This window comes from Streptococcus oralis, from assembly GCF_001983955.1.
GTDB lineage: Bacteria > Bacillota > Bacilli > Lactobacillales > Streptococcaceae > Streptococcus > Streptococcus jiangnanensis.
In genome coordinates, this window is the sequence record NZ_CP019562.1 from 1,586,014 (window position 1) to 1,611,168 (window position 25,155).

The following is a 25,155-nucleotide window of genomic DNA, read 5'->3' on the forward strand; positions in this document are numbered from 1 at the left end:
TTGCGGAATAGTCAAAGGTTTAATGAGAGAAAGTGACAGGACTTTTTTATTTCTTTGCTACCCAGCCGATAGCATCGCTAGGTGGGTTTTCGGTATCAAGCCAGATGAATTCAATACCAATTTCACCATTTTTAAATTTGGTCAATCGAATGCCGTTGATTTCCAGCTCATTGAGTCGTTGACCTGTCAAGACTTCTCGTTCTTTCAACTGGAAAACACCACGCAAGATCCAATTTCCAAGGATTTCTTGCTTATCAGTTGACTGAATCGCCTTACCAGCTTCTTGGTTGATATAGGCGTTAATAACATCACCAGAAGATAAGAAACGTAATTTAAAAGTTCTTTCCTCTTTTGGTAGAGCTAGTTTTTTAGTGCCGGGTTCAAAAGTCCCAAATCTAGGACCAAAGAAATCAGGTCTTTCATCATGGAAATTTTTGGAGTCAGGCAGAGGAATGTAAACCTCGCTAACTGGACGATAAACCAGCTGTTCAATTTCTTTAATGAGTTTTTCATTGCCAGTATTGTGAGCAAAGTGAATCAAGTCCTCACGAATAGCCTTCATCTGAGCTTTTTCTTCCTTGCTGGTCCATTTCTTCAAGAGTATTTCTTCCAGAGAGAAGCTCACAAAAGCTAGTTCCTCTGGAGCCAGACTATCCTTAAATTTATCTTGAATCTTTAAAATTCGAGGCAGGCGATCTTTCTTAGCTAATTTTGAACCGCCGTTAAAGGCATTGAAACCAGAGTTTTCTTCCACATTTCCATGTTTATCTGTAATCACCCAAGACACTGTTTCTAAGATATCGGATTGTTCCTTTTCAGCTGTCAGCAAATGAAGATTTTCAAAGAGAGAAAAAGGGTCTTCGATATAATGGACGTCCCAAGTATCTACAACAATGTCTTTATTGTTAAAGGTCATATGAAGCTGGCTGTCAGCTGCGGTGTACTTGTAGTGGTGTTTCCCATCTGTAAAACGAAAATTGGTTGGATTATTTTTGGTAGTTGAGCCCTCAATGACCAGATTATCAATATCGACTGGTAAATAAGTCGTCTCCCCAACAAAAATTTTAGGATTTTCCCCCTTCGGTGTTGGCATCAGAACGTGATAAACAGCTTCAACATTGACCGAATCCGAGTTGAAACCCTTGATTTGTGCCTTAGAGGACTCGATTCTCTGGTTTCTCAAAGTCGAAATCTTTCGTGCCAACTCTTCATAACGTTGATAGTTTTCCTTGTCTGCTGCTTCTTTATCAGCAGCAATATCTGCATGAAACTTGATATCACCCAACAAGTCTGTCCAAGATTGAGAATCTTTCTTGAACTGAGCGATTTTTTGGTCTCCAGAATTAATCCCAAAAGACTTGATACCCACTAGGTATTTATGATTTTCATCCACAACGACAGAAGCATCATAAGAAGTATTGGCAATATCTTCCCCTACGGCATTAAAAGCCTTCTGGAAAACAGTCTCCTGAAACTTGGAGTTAACAATCGGAGCCACATAATTCTCTGTTTGTCCCTCATCTTCAGATTCTGCCTTTTGAGAGAAAGCTTGGCTCAAACTAGCGAAGTTGGTAATTAAGGTTTTGTATTTGTCTTTTTGTTCAGACTTTAGATGTTCCCACATAAGCACCCTCTTTTCTATTTTCAGTATATCAAAAGAAGATTAGTTTTTCACTAATCCTCTTATATATTCGTTAATTAATACTGTAAAATTCGAGTTTGCCTTGTTTTTTTACGAGTCTCAAATACTCTTCGTCTGATAAAACGGCTAAACCATCGTCATAAGCCTTGATTTTTTCAAGAGCCTGGTCATAGCTATCCACAAAATCCTTGACATAGGATTGGCCTTCAAACTGGCCGTTCATTTTGGTGTAGATAATGGCGAATTTTCCAGAGCGATCAAGTTGAGATTGCCCTTGGCCCTCATTTAAAGCCTTGGCAACATTCTCTGCGATGCGTTTAATCACAGGAACAACTACGCTATTTCCAGCTTGTTTATAGAGCTGACCGTTAGAAACACCTTCTGGGATTTTAAAGGATTTAGGATAGCCTTGAACATTAAAGGTTTCTTTAGGAGTCAACTTACGAATCTCGCCGCTGTCTGTCAAGATCAATGGAACGTTGTGTCCACCTGTTCCCATATTTGCTGTCAGGGTAGGGACAACACCGTTTTTATTTTCACGGACATACTGACGGCGCCATTGGTAAACTGTATCTTGACTGGTGACTTCAAATTTCAACTGGTCATAGAAATTCTGCTTGCCTTCACGGTAGTAGTAGACCTCGTCTAGCTGATCACCAAAGTTAATCACATCCTGAAGACTCGTAGTCAGCTTGATTTCCTCTGGGAACTCAAACAAGTCATAAGCTTCCTTGGTATCAAAACCAACAATATAGATCCGCTCACGGTTTTGTGGGATATTCCCATAGTCTTTCCCGTTAAGAACCTTCCACTTGATAAAGTAGTTGTTCTCAGTCAAGGCTTCACGAATAACCTTGAAGGTATTGCCATGGTCATGACCGACCATATTCTTGACGTTTTCGATGAAAATAGCGCGAGGTTTGCACCCCTCAATCATGCGAAGCAATTCGAAGAAAAGATCGCCACGATCATCATCAAAGCCCTTGCGATAACCCGCAATACTAAAGGCCTGACAAGGGAATCCTCCCATAATCACATCCACGCGCTCAGCTGGAATATCCTCCGGCTGAACATCGTGAATATCACGACCATCCAAATAGGTATCTGGATGGTTTAACTGATAAGTCTGACGCGCATACTTATCAAATTCATTGGCATACACCACTCTGAACTCGTTGGTCTGTTCAAATCCCAACTCAATTCCCCCAACACCTGAGAAGAAAGCTGCAATGTTGTACTTCTCAGGTCGGTTCGAACTTACAGAATTTGTCATGTAGTAACCTGCTTTCTATTTTTAAAATTAGAATAGAATTAATTTATTATCTGTATATGCAACTGGGCTAATATCAGAGAATATTGAAATTGAAATAATTTTATGTAAAAGTGGTACTAAAAAATCTGTTAAAAATAATTTTAATTCTGCCATATTATCTAGAGTACCATCATTTAGATGAAATTCATGAGTCTTATAGTGTACAATAGAACATCTTAGTTTATAGATACTATTAGCTAAAAAATTAATTAGTTGCTCTTCTTTAGAATTCTTCTGTAAGTTATTAAATTTACTTGCAGAAGAATTCATAATTAAATTAGAAAAATTAGCTAATTGAACGTTATCTAAGCCAATCTGTTCTAGTTGGTAATTCAACTTATTTAAATCAACTCCTTTAGAGTTAATATAATTCCAACTATCTCTGACTATATCTAATATATGACGATTTACAGGATTTCCATTAGTAGTGATTTCTTGAGAGCTTAATTTAAATAATTCTTTTAGAATCTTTTTAAGATAAGCTAACTCACTTGTCGGTAAATTGTTGGCAATTTTCGTGAAATCTCTAACCTTAAACTGGCCACCATGTTTCATTGCTTTTACAACATCATGTTTTATTTCAAAATTTTCTAATATTTGATAAAGAATTAAAAATTTAGAAAGAAGACGATTTTCGCTGTTAAACTGACTCAAAAGATTTGCAATATCATCAAATTGTCTATACTGTACAGAGTTATTTTCAAATGAAACATCTATATTTTGATAAGTAATGTTACTTACTGTGACCGGATTATGAATTGTCTTGCCATTAATAATAATTGAATAAAGTTTCAATTTGCTTATCAAATCTTCAAGAGCCAACTCCTTTTCAGGTTTTGAATAAATAAAAATACAATCATTTGTTTGAGAAGCAAAATTAAATTCTGTTAAAGCATTTAGAAGTTGAATTTGCTTAATTAAATTTGGGATGTTCTCCCCGATAAACTTGCATAATTTGTTGAATTTTTCAAGTTCGCTTTGAGCGTCAGCTTCATCATTTTTAATAAAAAAAGTTGAATGATTAATCTTGAATGATTCATTAATATTTATATCTTCAATTCCCAAATTTTCAATTGAATAACTGCTATCAGTAATAAGATCAGAAAGACTATCGCCGCCATCAATAAAACTATCTAAAGCATTACTATTTTCACAAATGATTTTGTATAGTGCAAGATATAATGATAGACCTAGTGGCAGAAAATAGTTGTTAATAAAAATATCTATTTCATTTAAATAGTCGTTATTAAAGTAGTATCCAAACCACTCGAAAAATTTATCTTCAGTAAAATCATCAAAATTATAATCATCATTAATTGATAGAAACTCAAATTGATCTAAGAGGTCATCACCTACATCCTTCTCTATTATATAGTCTGATACGGGGGTAAAATCTATTTTTATCAAATTAGTCATTTAACCCTCCAGAATATAACTTCCAATTTATAAGATTATGATTTTCTATAAAATCTGAAATACCTAAAATAACGGTTTCCTTAGTATGTTTTCCAATATTTATACTAGAAATATCAAGAGTTTTTCTCCAATCATTGAAACCTTCAACATTCAACTTGTTAGGATATTTATTTAAAAGTTCAATAAAATCTTTATATGAAATTCCTTTTCTAGAAATTGCAACAACAACTGCTGTTAAAACTGTATCTTTTGCAATCCATTTAGTTCCTTCGTTACCAAATTGAGAATCTAAAATATCATCAAACTCCAGTAGAAAATTAATTGTTTCAGAAATGATTTCAGGATTCTCTTGTATACGAATGGATGCATCGTCCCCTTCTTGAATAGATTGGATTAGCGATGAATTTAAAGTAACTACATCCTCGTTTAAAAATGATAAAATTGTTTCAATAATGTGAGCAAAATAAAATTGATGCTTTTTTCGAGATTTTGCATATGCCAATGTAGACATATCTTTTCCTCTAACTATTTCGATTTTTGAGAACTCTTTCTTTATAAGAGAAAGTTGATTTAAAAATAGCAATTCTAACTGATGATAGTTATTCATCGGTTTGTGACCAGCATTTAAAAGGATCATTTTTCTAATCTCGTCTTCAATTAATAAATTTTCCCAAACTTCAAACCACTGTTCCCTATCAAAAATATCAAGCAAATTATTAGGAACTAATTCCTTTCTATAATTTATAAAAGTCTCAACAATGTTTCTAGCTTCTAAAACAGTGTAAGAAAATTCATCAGATAATTTCCATTCAGAACGGTATTTTCTTCTAAAATCATTTTTATTCTCACTTTTAACTACATCAAAAATTTCATTCTTAATTTCTTCCTCCGATATTTTCTTTAAGAAAAGATATAATTGGTGAATTCTAAAGGTTCTTTGTAAACCATCTAATATTTTAAAACCTTCAATTAAATCATTTTCTTTGTCAATCGAACTATCTGTAGTCAAAGTTATTATTGGGAGATGATTACCTTTTATAATATCTTTTCCTATATTATCTAAATAATTATTACGAACGATACCTCGCTGAATATCGTAGTCTTGATAATCTGAAGGAAGATTATTTAAGTAATCATTTAATTTCATTCCGATTAAATAACATTGTAACTCTTTGCCAGAACTATTTTGTTCTATTGTGTGGGAAAAGACCTTAATTTTACAACTCATTTTATTTTTCCTTTTTATAATATTTATTTCACTAATTTCTTCATCTCATCAATACGTGCTACGGTCGCATCGTATTTGGCTTGGTAGTCGGCTTGTTTGTCGCGTTCTTTTTGAACGACTTCTGGTTTGGCGTTGGCTACGAAGCGTTCGTTAGAGAGCTTCTTACCGACCATATCCAGTTCTTTTTGCCATTTAGCGAGTTCCTTGTCGAGACGAGCTAGTTCTTCTTCGACATTAAGGAGGTCTGCCAGTGGCAGGTAGATTTCTGCTCCAGTGATGACGCTTGACATGGCGAGTTCAGGTGCAGGGATGGTTGATGCGATTTCCAGGTGTTCTGGATTTGTGAAGCGTTTGATGTAGTTGACATTGCTGTTAAAGAAGGTTTCCAAGTCGCTATCGCTTGTCTTAACAAGGATTGTGATAGGCTTGCTTGGTGCTACGTTTACTTCCGCACGCGCATTACGAACTGCACGAATCAAGTCTTTGAGGCTTTCGACACCAGTGTGAGCAGCAAGGTCTTCAAAGGCTGGGTTAACAGTTGGGTATTCTGCTATGACAATAGAGCCTTCTGAGATTTGTCCAAAGATTTCCTCTGTCACGAACGGCATGATAGGGTGAAGGAGACGAAGGATCTTGTCCAAAGTGTAAAGGAGAACGGAACGTGTGATGACCTTCTCTTCTTCATTTTCGCTATAAAGGACTTCCTTGGTCAATTCAACGTACCAGTCCGCAAACTCGTCCCAGATGAAGTTGTAGAGGATGTGGCCAGCTACACCAAACTCAAACTTGTCAAAGTTTTCAGTAACTTTGCCGATCGTTTCATTGAGGTTGTGGAGAATCCAGCGGTCTGTGACATTTCCAGCTTCCTTGTTAACCACTTTTTCCACATTGGCAGTTGCCTGCTCAAGAGTCAAATCTTCATTGTTCATGAGGATGTAGCGAGAGATGTTCCAGATCTTGTTAATGAAGTTCCAAGAAGCATCCATTTTCTCGTAAGAGAAGCGCACGTCTTGTCCTGGTGCAGAACCATTTGACAGGAACCAACGCAGGCTATCTGTTCCGTACTTATCAATAACATCCATCGGGTCAATCCCGTTACCGAGAGATTTCGACATCTTGCGTCCTTGCTCATCACGAATGAGACCATGAATCAAGGCATTTTTGAATGGCGACTTGCCAGTAAATTCCAAACCTTGGAAAATCATCCGAGACACCCAGAACGGAATAATATCATAACCAGTCACCAAAGTTGATGTTGGATAATAACGTTTAAAGTCTTCTGAGTCGACATCCGGCCAGCCCATGGTAGAGAATGGCCAAAGAGCCGAACTGAACCACGTATCCAAGACGTCTTCGTCCTGAGTCCAACCGTCACCTTCTGGAGCTTCTTCGCCGACATATATTTCACCCTCAGCATTGTACCAAGCAGGGATTTGGTGACCCCACCAAAGCTGGCGAGAGATAACCCAGTCGTGGACATTTTCCATCCATTGGAGGAAGGTATCGTTGAAACGAGGTGGGTAGAATTCTACCTTGTCCTCTGTGTCTTGGTTGGCGATAGCGTTCTTAGCCAATTGGTCCATCTTGACGAACCATTGCGTAGACAAGCGTGGTTCAACCACGACACCTGTACGTTCAGAGTGACCAACACTGTGGACACGTTTTTCGATTTTAACGAGGGCACCGATTTCTTCCAACTTAGCAACGACTGCCTTACGAGCTTCGAAACGGTCCATGCCTGCAAATTCGAAGGCCAAGTCATTCATGGTTCCGTCGTCGTTCATGACATTAACTTGTGGCAAGTTATGGCGTTGACCAACCAAAAAGTCATTTGGATCGTGGGCAGGCGTGATTTTCACGACACCAGTACCAAACTCAGGATCTGCGTGTTCGTCCCCAACGATTGGAATCAATTTATTAGCGATTGGAAGGATAACATTTTTTCCAATCAAGTCCTTGTAGCGTGGGTCTTCTGGATTGACCGCAACGGCAACGTCCCCAAACATGGTCTCAGGACGAGTTGTCGCAACTTCAAGGGCGCGTGAACCATCTTCTAGCATGTAGTTCATGTGATAGAAGGCACCTTCGACGTCCTTATGGATCACCTCGATATCAGAAAGGGCTGTGCGAGCTGCTGGGTCCCAGTTGATGATAAACTCACCACGGTAGATCCAGCCTTTCTTGTAAAGGTCCACAAAGACCTTGCGGACAGCTTTTGACAAACCTTCATCAAGAGTGAAACGCTCACGAGAGTAGTCTACAGAGAGGCCCATCTTGCCCCATTGTTCCTTGATGGTAGTGGCATATTCGTCTTTCCATTCCCAGACTTTATCTAGGAATTTTTCACGACCAAGGTCATAGCGGGAAATGCCCTCACCACGCAAGCGCTCCTCAACCTTAGCCTGAGTCGCAATCCCCGCGTGGTCCATCCCTGGAAGCCAAAGCGTATCAAAGCCTTGCATACGTTTTTGACGGATGATGATATCTTGCAAGGTTGTATCCCAAGCGTGACCAAGGTGGAGTTTCCCAGTTACGTTTGGTGGTGGAATCACGATTGAATAAGGCTTAGCTTTTTGATCTCCTGAAGGCTTGAAAACATCGGAATCAAGCCATTTTTGGTAACGACCAGCCTCAACCTCGGCTGGATTGTACTTAGGTGAAAGTTCTTTAGACATGTGTGTGTCCTTTCTCTATTGTATTCATTTTATTTTGAATCTGCTTGGCAACTTCTTCTGCAGACAGATTCGTATTATTTATTTTAAAGTAGTGGTGCAACTCATTCGGTTGATGTTGGGAATTTAATTGAAGTGTTTCAGCAGTCTCCAAAATTTCTCTTTCAGATACCTCAATATGTCGTTTTAAGGGTTTATGCTTTAATCGATTCTCCGTTCGATTTCGACGTAAGCGCTCTTCAAGTGTCGTTTCCAACTCAACAAACAGAATCTCTTGATGATAATCATCCAACAGATCCTGAATTTGCTTCAAATACAGCAGCTGGTACTGATTTGAAAAATCAATTACGTCTGTTAAAATCACAGATCGCTGATTCCTAGCACTTGCTCCAAGGAAAGAAAAGGTAATTCCACGAACAAATTCCCACATTTCCTCTGTATAGTCCTGATAGATTTCTAGTGCAAAATCGATGGCTTGATGGTTATAAAAGAGGGTAGCATTTGTCAGTCGAGATAACTCTTGACCAATCGTCATTTTCCCAGAAGCTGGAGCCCCAATGATGAAAAGATGCATCAAATCTCCTCCCACTCACTCCTCAGCAAGCCGTATCTCAAATCGTCACAGCGGTTGCCTTGGGCATCTTTACGGTCTCGGATTCGAGCTTCTAAGGTAAAGCCAAGTTTCTCTGCGACTCGTTGACTTTGAAGGTTATACCCAAAGCAAGTCAGTTCAATCTTATGAAGACCCAGTTCTTTAAAAGCTAGGTCAATCAAGGCATGCGCTGCTTCTGGAACATAACCTAGACCCCAATGGTCTGGATGTAAGATATAGCCAATCTCCAAGACATCATCCTCGTGACGACGAGGGAAATCAACAGAGCCGATGACCTTATCGGTTCCTTTAGCGACAATTCCATAGCCCGCTGGAAGATCGTTCTTTTCATTACGCTCGGGCAGAATATGCTCCAGATAATAAATCTCATCTTCCAAGCTCTTGACGGGCGGAAAGCCTGCTGGGTAGGAAACTTCTGGCCTGCTGGCATAGTCAAAGATATCCACAACATCAGCCACGGTACGGACTCGCAAGACTAGCCGTTCGGTTTCTAAACGTTCTGGCAATGTTGCTCTTGTCATCCTTCTACCTCGCTTTCTACAAAAAATCGCCCCTGCCATCTACATGACAGGGACGAATGTGCTTATCCGCGGTACCACCCAATTTCGGGCAGAGCCCGCAACTCTCGTCTTTATAATAAAAAGACAATATTATTTCATTTTTCATCCATCAGCAACCAGTTTTGACACATTTGTGGACTTCTCAGCACCGCCACTTTCTGTAAAATGTGGGATCCAAAACACCTCTAATGGCTCTATTGTAGCAAGTTTTTCTCGGAAATGCAAGGGGCAAGAAAGATTACTTGAAGCTGATTCCGTGCTCTTTTAATTTCTTAATGGTAGCTGGGCCAATTCCTTTCAAGGCAAGGAGTTCTTTTTCAGTCCAGTTTTTAAAGTCAGCAGCCGACTTGATCCCCTCATCATAGAAAGTCTTAGCACGATCTTCTGAGAGGCCACCCAAAGTAGCTGCGAAATCTTCTACTGAATTGGCTACTTTTTGAGCTTGTTCCTTGGTCGCTTCTACTGCTTGTTCCACTTTTTTAGAGACAACTTTTCCTGCTTCGCTGGCAGATTTTTCTGCGTGTTTCACGACTTTTTTGGTCTCTTCGACAACTTTGGTCACCGTACTTGAAAAGGCACCTGAGCGACGAAGGCTATTTCGCAATTGTTTTTTACGTTGGAGTTTCTTTGACATGATAAAATCCTTTCAATAAAAAATCCCTGCTCTGACAAGGATTTAATAAAGATATTCTATCAAGATTTTGGCAAAAAATCAAGAAAGTATCTGAATTTTAATAGTTTCGTTCACCAAACAATCCTTCTGGCAAATCATGGAACCCCTTGCCTGCTTTGAAGTTTTCAAACTTACCAAGCAAGAACTGATAAGCATCCAAGCGACTTTCGTAGCGAATCATGGCATCTTTAGCACGCTCGTCTTGGTCTTCTTCGTAGACTTTTTGACTTTCCTTGTGCGCCATGTCGTTGATCATGATCTGGGTATTGACCCAAGCTTCAAATTCCTTCATAAATTCCTGTTCGTAACTCATTGATTCTCCTTATTCTAATCCACGGAAGTAGTCCGTATCAATCTCTCGGTAGGGCTGAATATCCTGAACATACTCCAACACCCCTTGAAATTCTCCGTTTTCATCGTGTACCGCAGCATAGGTGATGTGGACAAACTTGCCTCGCGACTCTGACTTGAACCACATTTCATACTTGTCCTTTTTACCTTCACGAAGACCTTTCATAACAGCCTTCACCTTTTCTAGGTACTTAGGCGGATGGCAGAGTTCAACATTGCGCCCAACTTGGGACGGCGTCCGTTTGAAAATCATCTCATCAGCTGGCGCATTGTCATTATAATACTGGAAAATATCGTCTTTATTGACAAAAGTGATCTCCATAGGGAGGTGATTGAGGATGAGGTTGGCCTGATCGACGGAGAGATAGCCATTCCCAAAAGCCTGTTGACTATGGCGGTCCAGCACTGATTCCTTTTCCTTAGGGGTAAAGGTAATGGTGAACTGGCCTTCTGGTGTATCGATAACTTGCTGAACTTGACCTTCAGCCGTGTCTAGCTGCACGGGCTCCTCTGCGCTCTTTTCCTCAACGAAACTCTGACGTTCTGGCACCCATTTCTCAGACGGACGGATGATGGCATAGCCGTAGGCATCACTCTCCTCCGCAATCTGAATCCAGTCATCCTGGGTGAAGGACTCAAGAAGAATCATGAGAAGGATAGACTCTTCCTTGAAAATCATACTTTCAAACTCTGTCGCAAAAGCTTCGAAGTTTTCCTTTACACTGCTAATCGGCACTTCTGGTAGTGCCTTAGCCGTCGCTAGAGCTGTCTGAAAGAGTTCTCTGATCTGATCATCCACTCCCCACATAACTTTTGGAGGTGAATCGTGTCCATAACGCTCCATGATAGGAAAGAAGAGCTCTTCCTTGCGCTGGTAGTGGATATCAAATTGCCCCAAAAGCCCCATTTGACGGACCAAACCCTTGCGCATCTCTACCAGCATTTCCTCGTCTTCCATAGACTCATAGGTATCTAACAATCTCCGAATGCGAATCAAGGCAGCACGGAGGGCCAGATTTTCATCCTTAAAGACGCGAACGGGGTGGCCAGGATGCTCGGTATCCTCTACTTCAACACCCTTAACAGCATTTTTAAAAAGATTAGCATGGACATCACAAAGCTCCATGACGTCTTCAAAGGTGACACCCGAATCTGAGTTCATCAGCTCGTGCTCCATGAGAGAAATCTCGATGGCTGACACACCTGTAAAGGTCGCATCAAAACGCTCCTGAACTGACTCAGGAGAGGCGCCATTGTGCAATTCTAACAAAATATCCCGTAGGATATGAATCCGTTCATCTGCCATTAGTCTAATCCAATCACTTCGTAACCATTCGCTTCCAGTGTGCGGACAATCTTGTCCATAGGAGTTCCTTCAAGCTTAGAACCCTGTTTGAGCGATACCTTGCGACCGACTGTATTGCGCATCAAGGGATTAGCAAGTGGTTTAAAACCGAGCTCTACTAGGATTTCCAAGACTTCTGGATGCTTGTCCACCACTTCTGCAACGGGAATTGACACATCGATGATATTGTCCATGACGACCTCCATTGTATGTTCTAATACTCAATGAAAATCAAAGAGCAAACTAGGAAGCTAGCCGCAGGCTGTACTTAAGTACGGCAAGGTGAAGCTGACGTGGTTTGAAGAGATTTTCGAAGAGTATAAAATGATTTTACTGCTTATATTATACCATATGGAAAGAGATTAAAAAACTAGCAGTGGAGTTCCTGCTAGTTTCTTTCATTTTTCTTTAAAATGACTCTTTTAACGCAAGAATCATTCTTTATCCTCCAGTTTTGCTAACCAGTGAGCCGTATCCATTAACTTATCTACAAGAAATAACTTCCCTAGACCAACAACAAGATTGTCATCTTTTTTCATTGTTTTCATCACTTTTAAACCTTGCATCGTAAAAAAGTAATTCCCGTAAGTTTTAGCTAACATTTTTATGAGACCCATGTTACTCTCCTTCGATGATTTCGACCTCTTTTCGGATAATATCAACATCTTTTTGATATTGAACTTCATTGTAGTTGACTAGTTTGGACAGTTCCTGTTGCAATCTTTCTCCCATCGGTTTCATAGTCGCAAAGGTTAAGCCCCCAGAAATGACTCCACCTAGGATAGGAATCACTTTCCCCATCCCTTTGGCTAGGCCTCCTTTTGTCAGATTGACTCCAAAAATCTTCAAAACTTTTTCTAAAATTGGATACCAAAGAGTTTTTGTCAAGGCTTTCTTGTTCACTACTTTTATGACTTGCTTGGCTACTGTCACACCGCCTGATCGAAGCAGGGCACCTGCGCCATTTACTCCCAGCATCACACCGAGATACAGTAGGAGTGTGTTTTTAGCTTCCTCGCTTAACTCATTGCGCGATGCCCAAAGATCATCAAATCCGTAAATATACCCTAGTTCTTGAGCTAATTTCAATGAAAAACCATAAAACTGGGCTACGTCTGTCGGGATAGTGATTGCCATAGCTAGGCCTCCAGGTAGACCTGCCAATACCGAAGTGCCACTGGCTAACAGGACATTATCCTTAATACAGGCCTTGGCCACTCTATCCAAGCTTTCCTGGGGTAATAAAGCCGTCGGCCCTTGTTCTAATAAGGTTGCAATATCCTTGCGATCTAATTCCTTAGAAAACTTTTCCACCAAAAATTTCTCTCGATCAACTTTGACTACGGGTAATTTCACCACTTGTTGCAGTACTTGCATAGCTATATCTTGTTTAGCCATATATCTCTCCGTTTTTCATTTATATCAAGCTTTATCATATCATACTATTTGAAATTTACAAATTTTTTAAACTGCGTTTTACAAGGGCAACATATCGATGATTAGCAAACAGATTACTCTGGCAACAAAAAAGAGGGTTGCCCCTCTTTCTTAGTTCTTATCCAGATTGCGTAGCATTTCGTCAATCTTGTTTCCATATTCGATGGATTCGTCTTTGACGAAGGTCAAATCTGGGATTTTGTACAATTTCAAATTGCGACCAAGTTCACGTTTGATCGTACCAGTTGCTTTTTCAAGCCCGATTTGGGCTTTTTGATTATCCGAAGCAAGGTTACTCAAAATGGTGTAGTAAACCTTGGCTACAGACAAATCACCTAGCATCTGAACATCTGTGATGGTCACACCTTGGACACGTGGATCACGGACCTTCTTTTGCAAAATCTCATTGACTTCACGCTTGATTTCCATGCCCACACGATCCGTACGGAAATGATTTGCCATGATATTCCTTTCTCTACTTTGAACCAAAAGCTAGGCCAGCAGACCTAGCTATTTTTAAATTTATTGATTTTCAGTTCAAATTGAAACGAAGTGCAATTTGAACTCATTCGCTTCTTTCGCTGTGGTGAAAGTGATGGAACTGATTTATCAGTCCTATCACAGGGGATTTTTGAGACACTAGGCTCAAAAATAAGCAATGAAACCATCGGTTTGCTTGCGTCCCTCACCACCTAAGAAAGGAGCAAAAATCTTATCTCTTGATTTCTTCCATGACATAAGCCTCAATCACATCATCAGTCTTGATATCATTGTAGCCATCAATCATCAATCCACCTTCACGACCGTTTGTAACTTCTTTGACGTCGTCTTTGTAGTGTTTCAAGCTTGCGAGTTCGCCGTCATAGATAACGACACCGTCACGGATAACACGAACTTTAGAGTCACGAGTAACCTTACCGCTAGTAACCATAAATCCACCGATGGTTCCCACTTTAGACACTTTGAAGGTTTCACGGATAACTGCTTCACCGATGATTTTTTCTTCGAATTCAGGATCCAACATCCCTTTCATGGCTTCTTCCATCTCTTCGATAACCTTGTAGATAATGCTGTGGAGACGGATTTCTACATCGTCAGCTTCAGCTTGTTGACGTGCTTGTGGTGTAGGGCGTACGTTGAAACCAACGATAAAGGCATTTGAAGCTTCCGCAAGGGTCACGTCAGATTCATTGATAGCACCGACTGCTGAGTGAACGATGGTAACTTTGACACCTTCTACGTCAATCTTTTGAAGTGAGGCAGAAAGGGCTTCAACAGAACCTTGTACGTCGGCCTTGATGATAACGTTAACTGACTTAAGCTCACCAGCTTTAAGCGTATCAAAGAGGTTTTCAAGGCTGACACGTTGGGTAGCTTGACGTTGTTTCATGAGAGCACGTTTTGCACGCTCTTCACCGGCTGCACGCGCAGATTTTTCATCTTCGTAAACAGCAAAGTGGTCACCCGCCATTGGCGCTTCGTTCAAACCTGTGATAGAAACTGGCGTTGATGGTCCAGCAACCTTGACACGACGACCAAGGTCATTGGTCATGGCACGTACACGACCGAAGGTATTTCCGACAACGATAGGGTCTTGTACATTCAGAGTACCTTGTTGCACAAGAAGAGTTGCGACCGCACCTTTTCCTTTATCCAAACGAGCTTCGATAACCGTACCGATAGCACGCACTGTTGGATCTGCCTTGAGTTCTTGGATTTCAGCCACAAGAAGGACTGTTTCCAACAATTCTTCGATATTTTGGTTAAATTTAGCTGAGATTTCAACAAATTCAGAATCACCACCCCAAGCTGTTGACATAACACCATGCTCTGCCAATTCACCGATAACGCGTTCTGGGTTGGCACCTGGTTTATCAATCTTGTTGATAGCCACGATAATTGGAACGTTGGCCGCTTTTGAGTGGTTGATGGCTTCGATAGTCTGAGGCATAACACCATCGTCGGCTGCTACAACCAAGATGGTAATATCGGTAACAGATGCACCACGCGCACGCATAGATGTAAAGGCCGCGTGTCCAGGTGTATCAAGGAAGGTAATCTTCTTGCCATTTTCCACGATTTGGTAGGCTCCGATATGCTGAGTGATACCACCTGCTTCACCTGTCGCAACACGAGAGTTACGAAGGGTATCTAGAAGGGTGGTTTTACCATGGTCAACGTGCCCCATGATGGTCACAACTGGTGGACGCTCAACCAATTCATCTTCATTGAGATAACCATCTTCGACGAAGAAACGTTCGATGTCGGCATTGTCCACTTCAACCTTTTGTTTGGCTTCGATACCATAATCTACCAATAGGAGTTCAATGGTTTCTCCATCCAAGGATTGGTTTTGTGTGGCCATAACACCCATCATAAAGAGTTTCTTAACGATTTCAGCTGGTTCACGTTTGATACGTTTTGCGATTTCCGCAACAGTCATACCATCTGTATACTCAAATTCTGTTGGCAATTCGTGGAACTTACGCTCTGTAACAGGTTTTGGAGTTTGGTTACGGTTGTTTTGCTTGTTCCCTTTTTTATTTTTCTTGTTGTTATTCCAGTTACTATTTCTTTGATTTCTCACTTGATTCTGACTACTTCGATTCTTTTGTTGTTTTCTAGGACCATCTTCTTCGTGATCATAATCGTCACGTTCTTTGTCTGGTCGAGCTTGTTTTTTACGACGTGTATCCACTGGCGCTTCTTTCGCTACAGGAGCTACTGCTACAGCTGGCTGAGTTTGTTCAGCTAACTTAGCAGCTTCCTCAAAGATTTCTTCAGGCTCCTTGCGTTTATTAGCTTGAGCCAAGGCTTCTTTGGCAGCTTGCGATTGTTTGAAGCGCTCCTCACTTGAGCGTGCGTACTCTGCATTTTGCTCTGCTTTTAGGGCTGCTGCACGGGCTTTAAAGTCAACACGTGGTCCAGCTTGTTTTGGCTGGAAGTCTTGTTGCTGACGGCGATCATTGCCACGATTTCCTTGACCTTGTGGTTTTTTCCCTTGGTCGTTGAAACGGCGATTGTCGCGGTTTCCTTGACCAAGTTTGCCACCATTACGACCATCGTTTTTCTGACGGTTGCCGTTTTGTTGTTGGTCACGGTTGTTACCCTTGTTTTGTTTGCGTCGCTCTGCCTGCTCTTTGGCACGCGCCTCACGCTCCGCCTTGAAATTTCGGCTCTGTGGTCTTGCGGCCACCACTTTTTCTTCCTTAGGAGCTGCAGGTGTAGCTGATTTGCTTTCTTCCTTAGCGGCTACTGGTTTAGCTGACGCAGGGTTTTCCGCTTTCTTTTCTACACTTGCTTTTGGTGCTGCAGGTTTTGCTTCTGCCTTAGGAGCAGGTGCAGGTTTAAAGCTAGCTGCGATTTGTTCAGCAGCAGCAGCTTCCACGCTCGATGAGTGGCTTTTTACATCCAAGCCCAACTCTTTTGCACGCGCTACAACTTCTTTACTTTCTTTTCCAAGTTCTTTTGCGATTTCGTACAATCTTTTCTTAGACAAATCATGTCCTCCTCTTCTATTCCATAAGAGACCTCATTTTCTTTGTAAATCCAGCATCTGTCACAGCCAAAACCTTTCTCGATTTTCCGACTGCTATGCTTAATTCCAGTGTTGAAAACACGGTTATAACTTCTACTTGATAATAGTCACTTTTATCTTGAATCTTCTTGGTCAGATTGGGACCAGCATCATGGGCTAGAAAGACTAGCTTGGCTTTCTGGTCTTGAATGGCCTTGACCACCAATTCCTCACCCGATATGATCCTGCCTGCTCGTTGAGCAAGTCCCAAGAGATTGCTAATCTTTTGCTTATTCAAGTCCTAACTCTCTTCTTTTTACTTTGTGATCCACATAGGCGATCAACTCGTCATAAAAGCTTTCTTCCACTTCCATGTTAAAGCTACGGTTAAAGACTTTCTTCTTTTTGGCCTCTAGGGCTTCTGCATTGTCTAGCTTGATATAAGCGCCACGGCCATTGGCCTTGCCTGTCGGATCGATAAAGATCTCTCCTTCTTTGTTCTTGACAATGCGGAGCAAATCACGCTTATCAATCACTTCGTTAGATACAACAGACTTGCGCAAAGGGATTTTTCTTGTTTTCATCTTTCCCTCCTCTAGCAGCTTTTATTCTTCGATCAATTCATCCGCAACTGCGTAATCAACTTGACCTGCTTCTTCCATAGCTTCAAACTCACTGGCAGACTTGATATCAATACGGTAACCCGTCAAGTGAGCTGCCAAGCGAACGTTTTGTCCACGACGACCGATGGCAAGAGAAAGCTTGTTATCAGGTACAACGACCAAGGCACGCTTGCTGTCATTTTCATCAAAGATAACTTGGTCAACTTCAGCAGGAGCAATGGCATTGTAAATAAATTCAGCTGGATCCGCTACCCACTCGATAACGTCAATGTTTTCTTCTACAGGAATCATGCGATCGCTCTTGGCATCGTAGCGAGCTGGGTGGAATTTGCTGGTGATTTTCTTGATATTGGCACCACCACGTCCAACGATTGTCCCGATAGCGTCCACGTTTGGATTGTGGCTACGAACGGCAACTTTCGTACGATCACCAGCTTCACGGGCTACGCTCATGATTTCGACAGTTCCATCGTAAACTTCTGGAATTTCTTGCTCCATCAAGCGTTTGATCATTTCAGGATGGCTACGGCTAACAAATACGTTGACACCACGAGGGTTGTCTTCAACCTTGTAAACGTAGACTTCGATACGGTCGTGGGAAGCAAAGACTTCTCCAGGGATTTGGTCTTGTTTTGACAATTGGGCTTCGATGCTGCCAAGGTTGACATAGATAAAGCGGTTGTCAAAACGTTCTACTGTACCAGACATGATTTCTTGTTCATGTTCTTTATAAGTATTGTAAGTGATAGCACGTGTTTGCTTGCGCATTTTTTCCATGATGGTTTGTTTAGCAGATTGGGCTGCTACACGACCAAACTCAGCTGGCGCTTCTTCAAACTTGATTTTGTCACCAAGTTCATAGGCTGAATTAATGGCAAGGGCATCTTTCAAGCTAATTTCCAAACGGCTATCAAATACTTCATCTACAACTTCACGGACAGTATAAACTGTAAAGTCACCTGTTTTTTCGTTGAAGTCGATGGCTACGCTATCAGACTGACCATAACGTCTGCGATAGGCGGAACGAAGCGACTCTACTACTGCGTCGATGATGTCTTCTTTTTTGATTCCCTTGTCTTCTTCCAAAATGCGGAAGGCCTCTAGCATTTCTTTACTCATGTTCTTTTTACTTTTGAATCCTCAAAAGCTATCCTTTCTTTTCTATAGTTTTACTGCTAAACGTGCTTTTGATACTAAACTGTATGGAATTTGGACAGTTTTCTTACGTGTCTTGTCCATATATTCCATGGTCAACTCGTCTTCTTCAAAGGATACCAAAGTTCCTTCAAAGACTTTTTGCTTATCAATGGCTTGGTAGAGCCCGACATGGATGTATTTCCCAACTGCTCCAGCGATAGCATCCTTGGTTTTCAAAGGACGTTCCAAGCCTGGACTGGTGATTTCTAGGAAATATTGTTCTGGGAAGGGATCGGGCTTGATAGTATCTAGGACAGGACTAATGATTTCTGTCAAGTCTGCCGTATCGTTCAAGGTAATTCCTTCGGGTTTATCTACAAAAATACTGAGAATCATGTCACTGCCAATCTTTCCATACTCGATATCCACGAGCTCGAAAGGTGCTTGGATGACAGGTTCTACAACTTCTCTGACTAATTCTACGATTGTTGCGATTGCGTCCACCTCCTCATAAGCAAGAGGCGAAGATATTTCCCCGCCTCTCTTTCTCATATTCTTACTATCAGTATAGCACGTTTGTCAATTTATGTAAAGCATTAGCACTCAAACGGCTGGTTTACAAGCTATTTCTTAAAATTCTGCTTCAACTCGGTAGATCACTTGACCTTTGCTGGAGAATTTTTGCTCATATTCCGTCATGACATTGCCTTCAAAATCACTGGCATGCAAGTCCAACCAAACCCCATTGAGTTTCATCCCATACTGAGAAAAGCTTACCAAGCTGTACTCAAACAAGCCACGATTGTCTGTCTTGAAATGGATTTCCCCATTCTCAGGCAAGATGCGCTTGAAGGTATCCAAGAAACTCTTGTAAGTCAAACGACGTTTTTCATGGCGTTTTTTAGGCCAGGGATCTGAAAAGTTTAGGTAGAGACGATCAATCTCACCGTCTTCAAAGTAGTCTGTCAAATCTGAACCATCTACCCACAGCAACTTGATGTTGGGCACTCCAACTTCTAATACCTTATCCAAGGCATAACTCAATACCGACTTTTGGATATCAATCCCGATATAGTTGATGTCAGGATTTTGCTTGGCCATTCCAGATACGAAGGCCCCTTTCCCACTTCCAACCTCTACATGAATAGGATGATCATTTCCAAACAAGTCTCGCCATTTCCCTTTAGCTTCCAAGGGATTGAGGACCACATACTGAGGATTGGCCTCTAGTAATTCTGTCGCCCCTTTACGATTTCTAACTCTCATCTCTTCTTTCCATACTTGTCACGGAAGACACGCAAGGCATAAATCTCCCGGTTTACATTGTCTAAATCTTGATTTTCACAGTATTTGGCAATCTGGTTCAAGTAAGAATACTGACCATACCAATACAATTTATCTAACACTGTCTGATTGTACTTATAGCCGTAGTCTCTCAACCATTGACGCCACTGATGATCTGGAATGTAGTGGCATAGCAAATGCGCCACATCAAACATACGATCCGTCAGGCGAACCGAATCCCAATCCACTAGATAAACAAGTCCACTCTCAGTCTCAATCCAATTACTATGACGAAGATCCCCATGCACAATCGTTGCATGGTCTTCCCTAAAACCTGGAACCGTCTTACCTAGCTCAGCAATCACACTGTTCAAATAGTGGTTCTGCTTCAAGATTTCTGGAACTCCTTGCTGCCAAGAACGTAGCAAATCAACTGGTGTTTCCATGGTATATCCCAAACGGCTCAACTGCTTCATCAAGGGACGCGAGCGGTGAAGGCGGTTCAAGATATTGATAATCTGCTTGCGATTCATATCGTAAGGGGTCAAGATTTTGCCCGTCAGCCATTCCTGAGCACACATATCACGACCATCCGCTAAACGACGAGTCCATAGTAATTGAGGAGCGATTTGTTCTCTGGCAAGGCCAGGTAGGATTGGAGAGGTGTTCATTTTTACAAAGACGCGCTTCCCATCAGGGTAGCTTCCCATATAAGCCTTACCGCTCTTCCCTGGTATCGGGGTCAGCGTTAGCTCATTATCACCCAAGTCCATTTCTTTCCTCCGTATAAAGTTTCCTTACTATTCTACTAGTTTTTGGCCTATTCGTCAACCGGTCCACACCTGATTCTCAAAGAAAAGCCTCTGGATTGGCTTGGGTATCATTATAGAAAGAAAAGGCAAGCACTATCTTCTGCTTACCTTTCATGATTTTTATAAATAATATAAGAGTGGCCAAGCATTGTAAAACATATGAACTAAAGTAGAAACCCATAAGTTTTGGCTCTTTTTATAAGCAAAGCCCAGCAACAAGCCCCCAAGTAGATAAAAAATAAACGAAGGGACATTAGAAGGTCCATGCATGAAAGAAAAGAGAGAGGAAGTTAGCACAAGCCCTAACCAAGAATTGTCAAAAACGGCACCTTGAAGAAGTCCTCTGAAAATAAGTTCCTCCTGGATGGGTCCAAAAACTGAGGAAGTCAAAATCAAAGACAGAGAAATTCCTCTGCTAACTTCCGACAAGTGTTGAACTCCTGCGCCAGAAGAAACAGCGAAGAAATGAATATAAACCAGTGTCTCAAGTATACTTAGAAGAAAGATTACAATGAAAAGCAAAAGTTCTTTCTTGCTTAACATCCCAAAAGAAATCATTTCAAACTTTCTAGCATAAGCAACACTCAGCGCGGTTACAAGAAGACTTACAATAATCAATGCAGATTCATTTTGAAAAAAATCCCTATGGTTAATCGTATAAGGAACTGTAATGACGATTAGTAGTACTAAAAATCCAAAACAAAAGGCATGAAATTTATCAAAAAACTCCATAAAATTATCCTCCTCAACAAACAGACTTCCCTACAAGTCATCCTTTAGTGCTAGTCTTTCCAAAACAAATCATTTTATACTCTTCGAAAATTTCTTCAAACCACGTCAACATCGCCTTGCCGTAGGTATATGTTACTGACTTCGTCAGTTTCATCCGCAACCTCAAAAACATGTTTTGAGCTGACTTCGTCAGTTCTATCTACAACCTCAAAGCAGTGCTTTGAGCAACCTGCGGCTAGTTTCCTAGTTTGCTCTTTGATTTTCATTAAATATAAGTTAAGAGTGGCAAACTGTTGTAAAACATATGAACTAAAGTGGAGACCCATAGGTTTTGACTCTTTTTATAAGCAAAGCCCAGTAACAAGCCCCCGAGTAAATAATAGAAAAACGAAGGAATATCATAAGGTTCATGTATGAAAGAAAAGAGAGAGGATGTCAGCACAAGCCCCAGCCAAGAATTTTCAAATACAGCCCCCTGAAGAAGTCCTCTGAACATGAGTTCCTCCTGGATTGGTGCTAAAACTGTGGCACTAACAATAAAGGAAAGCGAAAGTCCTCTACTAGCTTCCTCAAGATGTTGAACCGAAGCACCAGAAACAACTGAGAAAAAAGCATGATAGCTAATACTTACCAGCACAGTGAAAAGAAAGATTCCAATGAACAGCAAGAGTTGTTTCCTGCTTAACATCCCCAAAGAAATCATATCAAACCATTTCGCATAGCCAAAACTAAGGAAAAGCAAGAGACTCTTTATCATAATGAATGTGTACTGGTGTTGAAAATAATCTCCTTGATTGACGGAATATCCCGCTGCACCAACGATTGCAAAGACTAAAAATCCCAAAAACAAGGCATGACATTTATTGAAAATGACCATAAAACTATCCTCCCCACCAAACAGACTTCCCTACACGTCATCCTTAAGCTCTAGCCTTTCCAAAACAAACCATTTGAGTATCCAAAATACGACCACATAACCACCCCCTAAGAAGATAGCCATTAAAGATAGCATGGGATTTAGGAAATAAAAGACCACAACAGATACAAAGGTTAGCACAAAAACATTAAAGGCAATGGTGTCAGAAGCCAAGTCTAGAATATAGGGCGTCAACCAATCTATTTTTTTTGAATCTAGGAAAAATAAATGTTTATACATGATGACCTCCTCTATGACTGAAAAGCAAGTCTTTTGGTTTTTTACCCCAAGACCCTATGTAGAAAAGTGAGTAAAAATGGTAGGTTTGCGATGATATTATTAACAATATGAATCGAATAAGAGGGATAGATACTCTTCGTATAACGTGTCAGCCAGGCAAATAGACAGCCCACTGCCGTATAGACAAAAATATCCGCGAGACTTGGCAAGCTAGAAAAGTGGGGCAAGGCAAATAAGAATGACGGAAAGAGAAGATCCAGTCCCCACCTCGAATTCTTAAAGAAGGCATGTTGAAGCAGTCCCCTACATACCAATTCTTCCATCAGAGGTCCTAGTACGATTAAGGTTAGGTAAACACCAAACTCCGCAAAATTTGTCTCACTATAGGCAATAAACAAATTCCACCCTTCATTAGTTCCCTGAACGTGTTTAGCTGTCAGATAGTTAAAGCAGATAAGCACAATGGCTGCTAACACCGTCAGAACAGAATAGCTCAACCACTTTTTCCTAGGAATACGAAAGAGATAAGCATGACCCGACCTGACTAAAATCCAAATCATCAGGCCGATAAAGAGAAGGCTGATGATGTTTCGAATCCAGATAAGATTTCCTACCCAAGACGAGAACTCCCAATAATTGCTCCAAAATTGGGTTGTCCAAAACAATCCGAAAAACAGAAACAAATAAGAAAGAATGGCACTCGTTTTAAAAAGAATAGAGTGTTTTTTCATAGAACTCCTCCCTATTATGACCTCCCCTTATCAGGCTCTACTGCTGTAAGATTAAGAAGACAGTTTGTTCTTTTTAAGACTGACCTGACTACTAGATAATAGATACATTAAGGCATTAAAGACAATGAAAATATGGCCATAGAATAAAATCAACCTCACATCCAAACCAAGATACAGTTTGACCATCAAAAAGATGAGCAAAAGAATTTGTAACCATACCGTTTTTCCAAAAATAAATTTAAAGCGGTTTTGAATGTCTACTTCCTTGATTTTTACCGCCAAACCTTTATTAGTAAGAAGGAAAACGCCTGCTTCAAACAAGCCACTGTAGAGAACAAGCCACCCAATCGACACATTAGAGATTTGTAAAAATGTCCCTAAAAGAATATTCAACATACTACTAACGAAAATAACAAGAAATAATCTGTATTTCATATTAAATTCCTCCATTCATTTATTTCACGAACGTTTTAATAGAAGCTTCTAATCCAGAAGAGGAAGGCAAACTACTTTTTATAATACTTCAATCCCCAAATGAGCAGAAGCATGATAAGCAAGCAGAGAACCGCGCCAATATAAGCGATTAATTGTTGGTAGGATTCTCCTGCTGTGATACCTCTATACAAACAGATAATAGACATAAAGCCTGTCAAGCCAATATACATGAGTTGATTGGTTCTAGGACTAACCAAATCATCATCTTCAAACTCTCTTATTCTCATTTCCCTAGTGAGGTAAACAGTAACCAAAATAGAAGCCAAGTTAATAACCACTAAAAGAAATTGGAAAACTAAGGAAAAATTTAAAAACTGACGAGATAGAAATAGATAAGTAGAGACAAGCAAGGGCAACTGACCTAGGAACAATCTCGCAAGGAAGATGTTCCGTTTTTTAGCAAGAAAAGTTTTCATTTCTTTGCTCCTTTCATATATTATTAGACGAAGAACTACACAAACTCACCGGTTCAAAACCTAAGTAGCCAGAAAAAAGAGACAGGTGACAGTAGCATTCATCAAACCATGTACAACTACACAGGAATATAGATTTCTCCGCTTTATATAGAGAATTCCTAATACAATTCCTGACACTAGATGTTGAGAGAGCATTTCTCCGTCATGAGCAAATCCAAAAAGAACAGACGAAAGGATAATAGCAACTATGGGAGAATATTTTTCTAAACTTCCTAAAATGATTCCTCTAAAGAGTATCTCCTCCAAAAGAGGTTGAGTGAAAGTAGTTGACAACCAGAATAGAACTATGTACAAGAAACCACTTGTTTCCAAATGTTGAAAAAAGCTTAAAGAACTTGTATTATCATGGACTTTTCCAAGAACGGTCGTGAAAAATATAAAACCAACTACTAAAACCAGATTAGCCAGATAAGCAAGAACAATCCATTTCAATTCTACCCATTTGATTGGCAAGCAATCTAAAGTAGTCTCATCACCCCATCTCTTAATAAGATATACAAGAATGGTTAAGCATATAAAGAAAGATAGAAAGAAGGCACCAACACTGAACACATCTCCCATCACTCCGTCATAAAATCGTCTCACAACAGTTAATGGTACAACTTGAATAGCAAAAGTAAGTAAAAAACAAGTAATTATTTTTTTAAAGATAGAAATCGTTTTTTTCATAGTTTGTTCTTTTTTCAACTCCTTAACAAGATATTTTTTCTAATTTACTACTTCCACGAACGAAGCCACCGCTTCCTTAACTTGTGATTTATCATACTTCCTGCTTCAACCTTTACACTGCTAGTATAGCACTCATTTTGACCTTGGAATACTCAAATCATAAATGGTCATCAAAACCTCTTGAATTGTTAAAAAATTTAAAAAAGCAAGCATGAAAAACATACTTGCCCTGGGGGAACTTGACAATGTGAAAATACAAAATAGAGAACTACTC

The 25,155-nt window shown here is 40.4% G+C and carries 28 protein-coding genes; all 28 read right to left on the bottom strand.

What is annotated here, in order from left to right; translation table 11 throughout:
* Positions 1-46: 46 nt before the first annotated feature.
* The 28 genes from BWR56_RS09945 to BWR56_RS07900 all read right to left on the bottom strand — a co-directional run bounded on the left by BWR56_RS09945 (position 47) and on the right by BWR56_RS07900 (position 24,881).
* Positions 47-1,624 carry a hypothetical protein gene (locus BWR56_RS09945; RefSeq protein WP_196769361.1) on the bottom strand — a complete coding sequence of 526 codons (1,578 nt, stop codon included), beginning with the start codon at positions 1,622-1,624 and terminating at the stop codon, positions 47-49.
* A 70-nt stretch (positions 1,625-1,694) separates the two neighbouring features.
* Positions 1,695-2,915 (bottom strand): DNA cytosine methyltransferase, encoded by a 1,221-nt coding sequence (gene dcm / locus BWR56_RS07765; RefSeq protein WP_049478923.1) that lies wholly within the window; start codon positions 2,913-2,915, stop codon positions 1,695-1,697.
* A gap of 27 nt (positions 2,916-2,942) precedes the next feature.
* On the bottom strand, positions 2,943-4,370 hold the full coding sequence (locus tag BWR56_RS07770; protein ID WP_000182993.1) for a hypothetical protein: 1,428 nt from the start codon (positions 4,368-4,370) through the stop codon (positions 2,943-2,945).
* Positions 4,363-5,598 carry a hypothetical protein gene (locus BWR56_RS07775; RefSeq protein ID WP_001277664.1) on the bottom strand — a complete coding sequence of 412 codons (1,236 nt, stop codon included), beginning with the start codon at positions 5,596-5,598 and terminating at the stop codon, positions 4,363-4,365. The genes BWR56_RS07770 and BWR56_RS07775 overlap by 8 nt, the downstream gene beginning before the upstream one ends.
* Positions 5,599-5,621: 23 nt before the next feature.
* Complete coding sequence (locus tag BWR56_RS07780) at positions 5,622-8,273, bottom strand: valine--tRNA ligase (RefSeq protein ID WP_076984770.1); 2,652 nt, start codon at positions 8,271-8,273, stop codon at positions 5,622-5,624.
* Positions 8,266-8,844: an AAA family ATPase gene (locus tag BWR56_RS07785; protein WP_076984771.1), complete on the bottom strand. Its 579-nt coding sequence runs from the start codon at positions 8,842-8,844 to the stop codon at positions 8,266-8,268. Before BWR56_RS07785 ends, BWR56_RS07780 begins: the two co-directional genes overlap by 8 nt.
* A complete protein-coding gene (locus tag BWR56_RS07790; protein ID WP_076984772.1) occupies positions 8,844-9,404 on the bottom strand; it encodes a GNAT family N-acetyltransferase in 561 nt (186 codons plus the stop codon). Before BWR56_RS07790 ends, BWR56_RS07785 begins: the two co-directional genes overlap by 1 nt.
* A gap of 277 nt (positions 9,405-9,681) precedes the next feature.
* The gene (locus BWR56_RS07795; RefSeq protein ID WP_076984773.1) at positions 9,682-10,077 is read right to left on the bottom strand and encodes a helix-hairpin-helix domain-containing protein; all 396 of its coding nucleotides are present in this window, start codon (positions 10,075-10,077) and stop codon (positions 9,682-9,684) included.
* Between the two features lie 97 nt (positions 10,078-10,174).
* Positions 10,175-10,429, bottom strand: coding sequence for a DUF1912 family protein (locus BWR56_RS07800; RefSeq protein WP_000119707.1), 255 nt, complete (start codon positions 10,427-10,429; stop codon positions 10,175-10,177).
* Between the two features lie 9 nt (positions 10,430-10,438).
* Positions 10,439-11,773 carry a DUF438 domain-containing protein gene (locus BWR56_RS07805; protein WP_076984774.1) on the bottom strand — a complete coding sequence of 445 codons (1,335 nt, stop codon included), beginning with the start codon at positions 11,771-11,773 and terminating at the stop codon, positions 10,439-10,441.
* Positions 11,773-12,006, bottom strand: coding sequence for a DUF1858 domain-containing protein (locus tag BWR56_RS07810; RefSeq protein WP_000368739.1), 234 nt, complete (start codon positions 12,004-12,006; stop codon positions 11,773-11,775). Before BWR56_RS07810 ends, BWR56_RS07805 begins: the two co-directional genes overlap by 1 nt.
* 240 nt (positions 12,007-12,246) lie before the next feature.
* Entirely contained in the window at positions 12,247-12,429 is a 183-nt protein-coding gene (locus BWR56_RS07815; RefSeq protein ID WP_076984775.1) for a hypothetical protein, read from the bottom strand.
* Position 12,430: 1 nt separating this feature from the next.
* On the bottom strand, positions 12,431-13,210 hold the full coding sequence (locus BWR56_RS07820) for a hypothetical protein (RefSeq protein WP_076984776.1): 780 nt from the start codon (positions 13,208-13,210) through the stop codon (positions 12,431-12,433).
* A 150-nt stretch (positions 13,211-13,360) separates the two neighbouring features.
* The gene (rbfA, locus tag BWR56_RS07825; RefSeq protein WP_001273601.1) at positions 13,361-13,711 is read right to left on the bottom strand and encodes a 30S ribosome-binding factor RbfA; all 351 of its coding nucleotides are present in this window, start codon (positions 13,709-13,711) and stop codon (positions 13,361-13,363) included.
* Positions 13,712-13,961: 250 nt separating this feature from the next.
* Complete coding sequence (gene infB / locus BWR56_RS07830) at positions 13,962-16,748, bottom strand: translation initiation factor IF-2 (protein ID WP_076984777.1); 2,787 nt, start codon at positions 16,746-16,748, stop codon at positions 13,962-13,964.
* Positions 16,749-16,764: 16 nt separating this feature from the next.
* A complete protein-coding gene (locus BWR56_RS07835) occupies positions 16,765-17,064 on the bottom strand; it encodes a YlxQ-related RNA-binding protein (RefSeq protein ID WP_001041396.1) in 300 nt (99 codons plus the stop codon).
* Positions 17,057-17,350: an RNase P modulator RnpM gene (gene rnpM / locus BWR56_RS07840; protein ID WP_000857555.1), complete on the bottom strand. Its 294-nt coding sequence runs from the start codon at positions 17,348-17,350 to the stop codon at positions 17,057-17,059. The genes BWR56_RS07835 and rnpM overlap by 8 nt, the downstream gene beginning before the upstream one ends.
* Before the next feature lie 21 nt (positions 17,351-17,371).
* Positions 17,372-18,508, bottom strand: coding sequence for a transcription termination factor NusA (gene nusA, locus BWR56_RS07845; protein WP_000032280.1), 1,137 nt, complete (start codon positions 18,506-18,508; stop codon positions 17,372-17,374).
* A gap of 42 nt (positions 18,509-18,550) precedes the next feature.
* Positions 18,551-19,030 carry a ribosome maturation factor RimP gene (rimP, locus tag BWR56_RS07850; RefSeq protein WP_076984778.1) on the bottom strand — a complete coding sequence of 160 codons (480 nt, stop codon included), beginning with the start codon at positions 19,028-19,030 and terminating at the stop codon, positions 18,551-18,553.
* A 126-nt stretch (positions 19,031-19,156) separates the two neighbouring features.
* On the bottom strand, positions 19,157-19,792 hold the full coding sequence (gene trmB / locus BWR56_RS07855; protein ID WP_001266088.1) for a tRNA (guanosine(46)-N7)-methyltransferase TrmB: 636 nt from the start codon (positions 19,790-19,792) through the stop codon (positions 19,157-19,159).
* Positions 19,789-20,583 (bottom strand): cell cycle regulator CcrZ, encoded by a 795-nt coding sequence (gene ccrZ, locus BWR56_RS07860; protein ID WP_000363014.1) that lies wholly within the window; start codon positions 20,581-20,583, stop codon positions 19,789-19,791. The genes trmB and ccrZ overlap by 4 nt, the downstream gene beginning before the upstream one ends.
* A 159-nt stretch (positions 20,584-20,742) precedes the next feature.
* Positions 20,743-21,354, bottom strand: a complete 612-nt coding sequence (locus BWR56_RS07865) for a CPBP family intramembrane glutamic endopeptidase (protein WP_049505104.1) — start codon at positions 21,352-21,354, stop codon at positions 20,743-20,745.
* A 265-nt stretch (positions 21,355-21,619) separates the two neighbouring features.
* A complete protein-coding gene (locus tag BWR56_RS07875; protein WP_049505109.1) occupies positions 21,620-22,231 on the bottom strand; it encodes a CPBP family intramembrane glutamic endopeptidase in 612 nt (203 codons plus the stop codon).
* A 30-nt stretch (positions 22,232-22,261) separates the two neighbouring features.
* A complete protein-coding gene (gene blpZ, locus BWR56_RS07880; RefSeq protein ID WP_049505111.1) occupies positions 22,262-22,510 on the bottom strand; it encodes an immunity protein BlpZ in 249 nt (82 codons plus the stop codon).
* Positions 22,511-22,551: 41 nt separating this feature from the next.
* Positions 22,552-23,241 carry a CPBP family intramembrane glutamic endopeptidase gene (locus BWR56_RS07885; RefSeq protein WP_049505112.1) on the bottom strand — a complete coding sequence of 230 codons (690 nt, stop codon included), beginning with the start codon at positions 23,239-23,241 and terminating at the stop codon, positions 22,552-22,554.
* Between the two features lie 51 nt (positions 23,242-23,292).
* On the bottom strand, positions 23,293-23,676 hold the full coding sequence (locus tag BWR56_RS07890; RefSeq protein ID WP_049505114.1) for a hypothetical protein: 384 nt from the start codon (positions 23,674-23,676) through the stop codon (positions 23,293-23,295).
* A gap of 71 nt (positions 23,677-23,747) precedes the next feature.
* Positions 23,748-24,152, bottom strand: a complete 405-nt coding sequence (locus tag BWR56_RS07895; RefSeq protein ID WP_049505115.1) for a hypothetical protein — start codon at positions 24,150-24,152, stop codon at positions 23,748-23,750.
* Between the two features lie 60 nt (positions 24,153-24,212).
* Positions 24,213-24,881: a CPBP family intramembrane glutamic endopeptidase gene (locus tag BWR56_RS07900; protein ID WP_049505117.1), complete on the bottom strand. Its 669-nt coding sequence runs from the start codon at positions 24,879-24,881 to the stop codon at positions 24,213-24,215.
* Positions 24,882-25,155 lie beyond the last annotated feature (274 nt).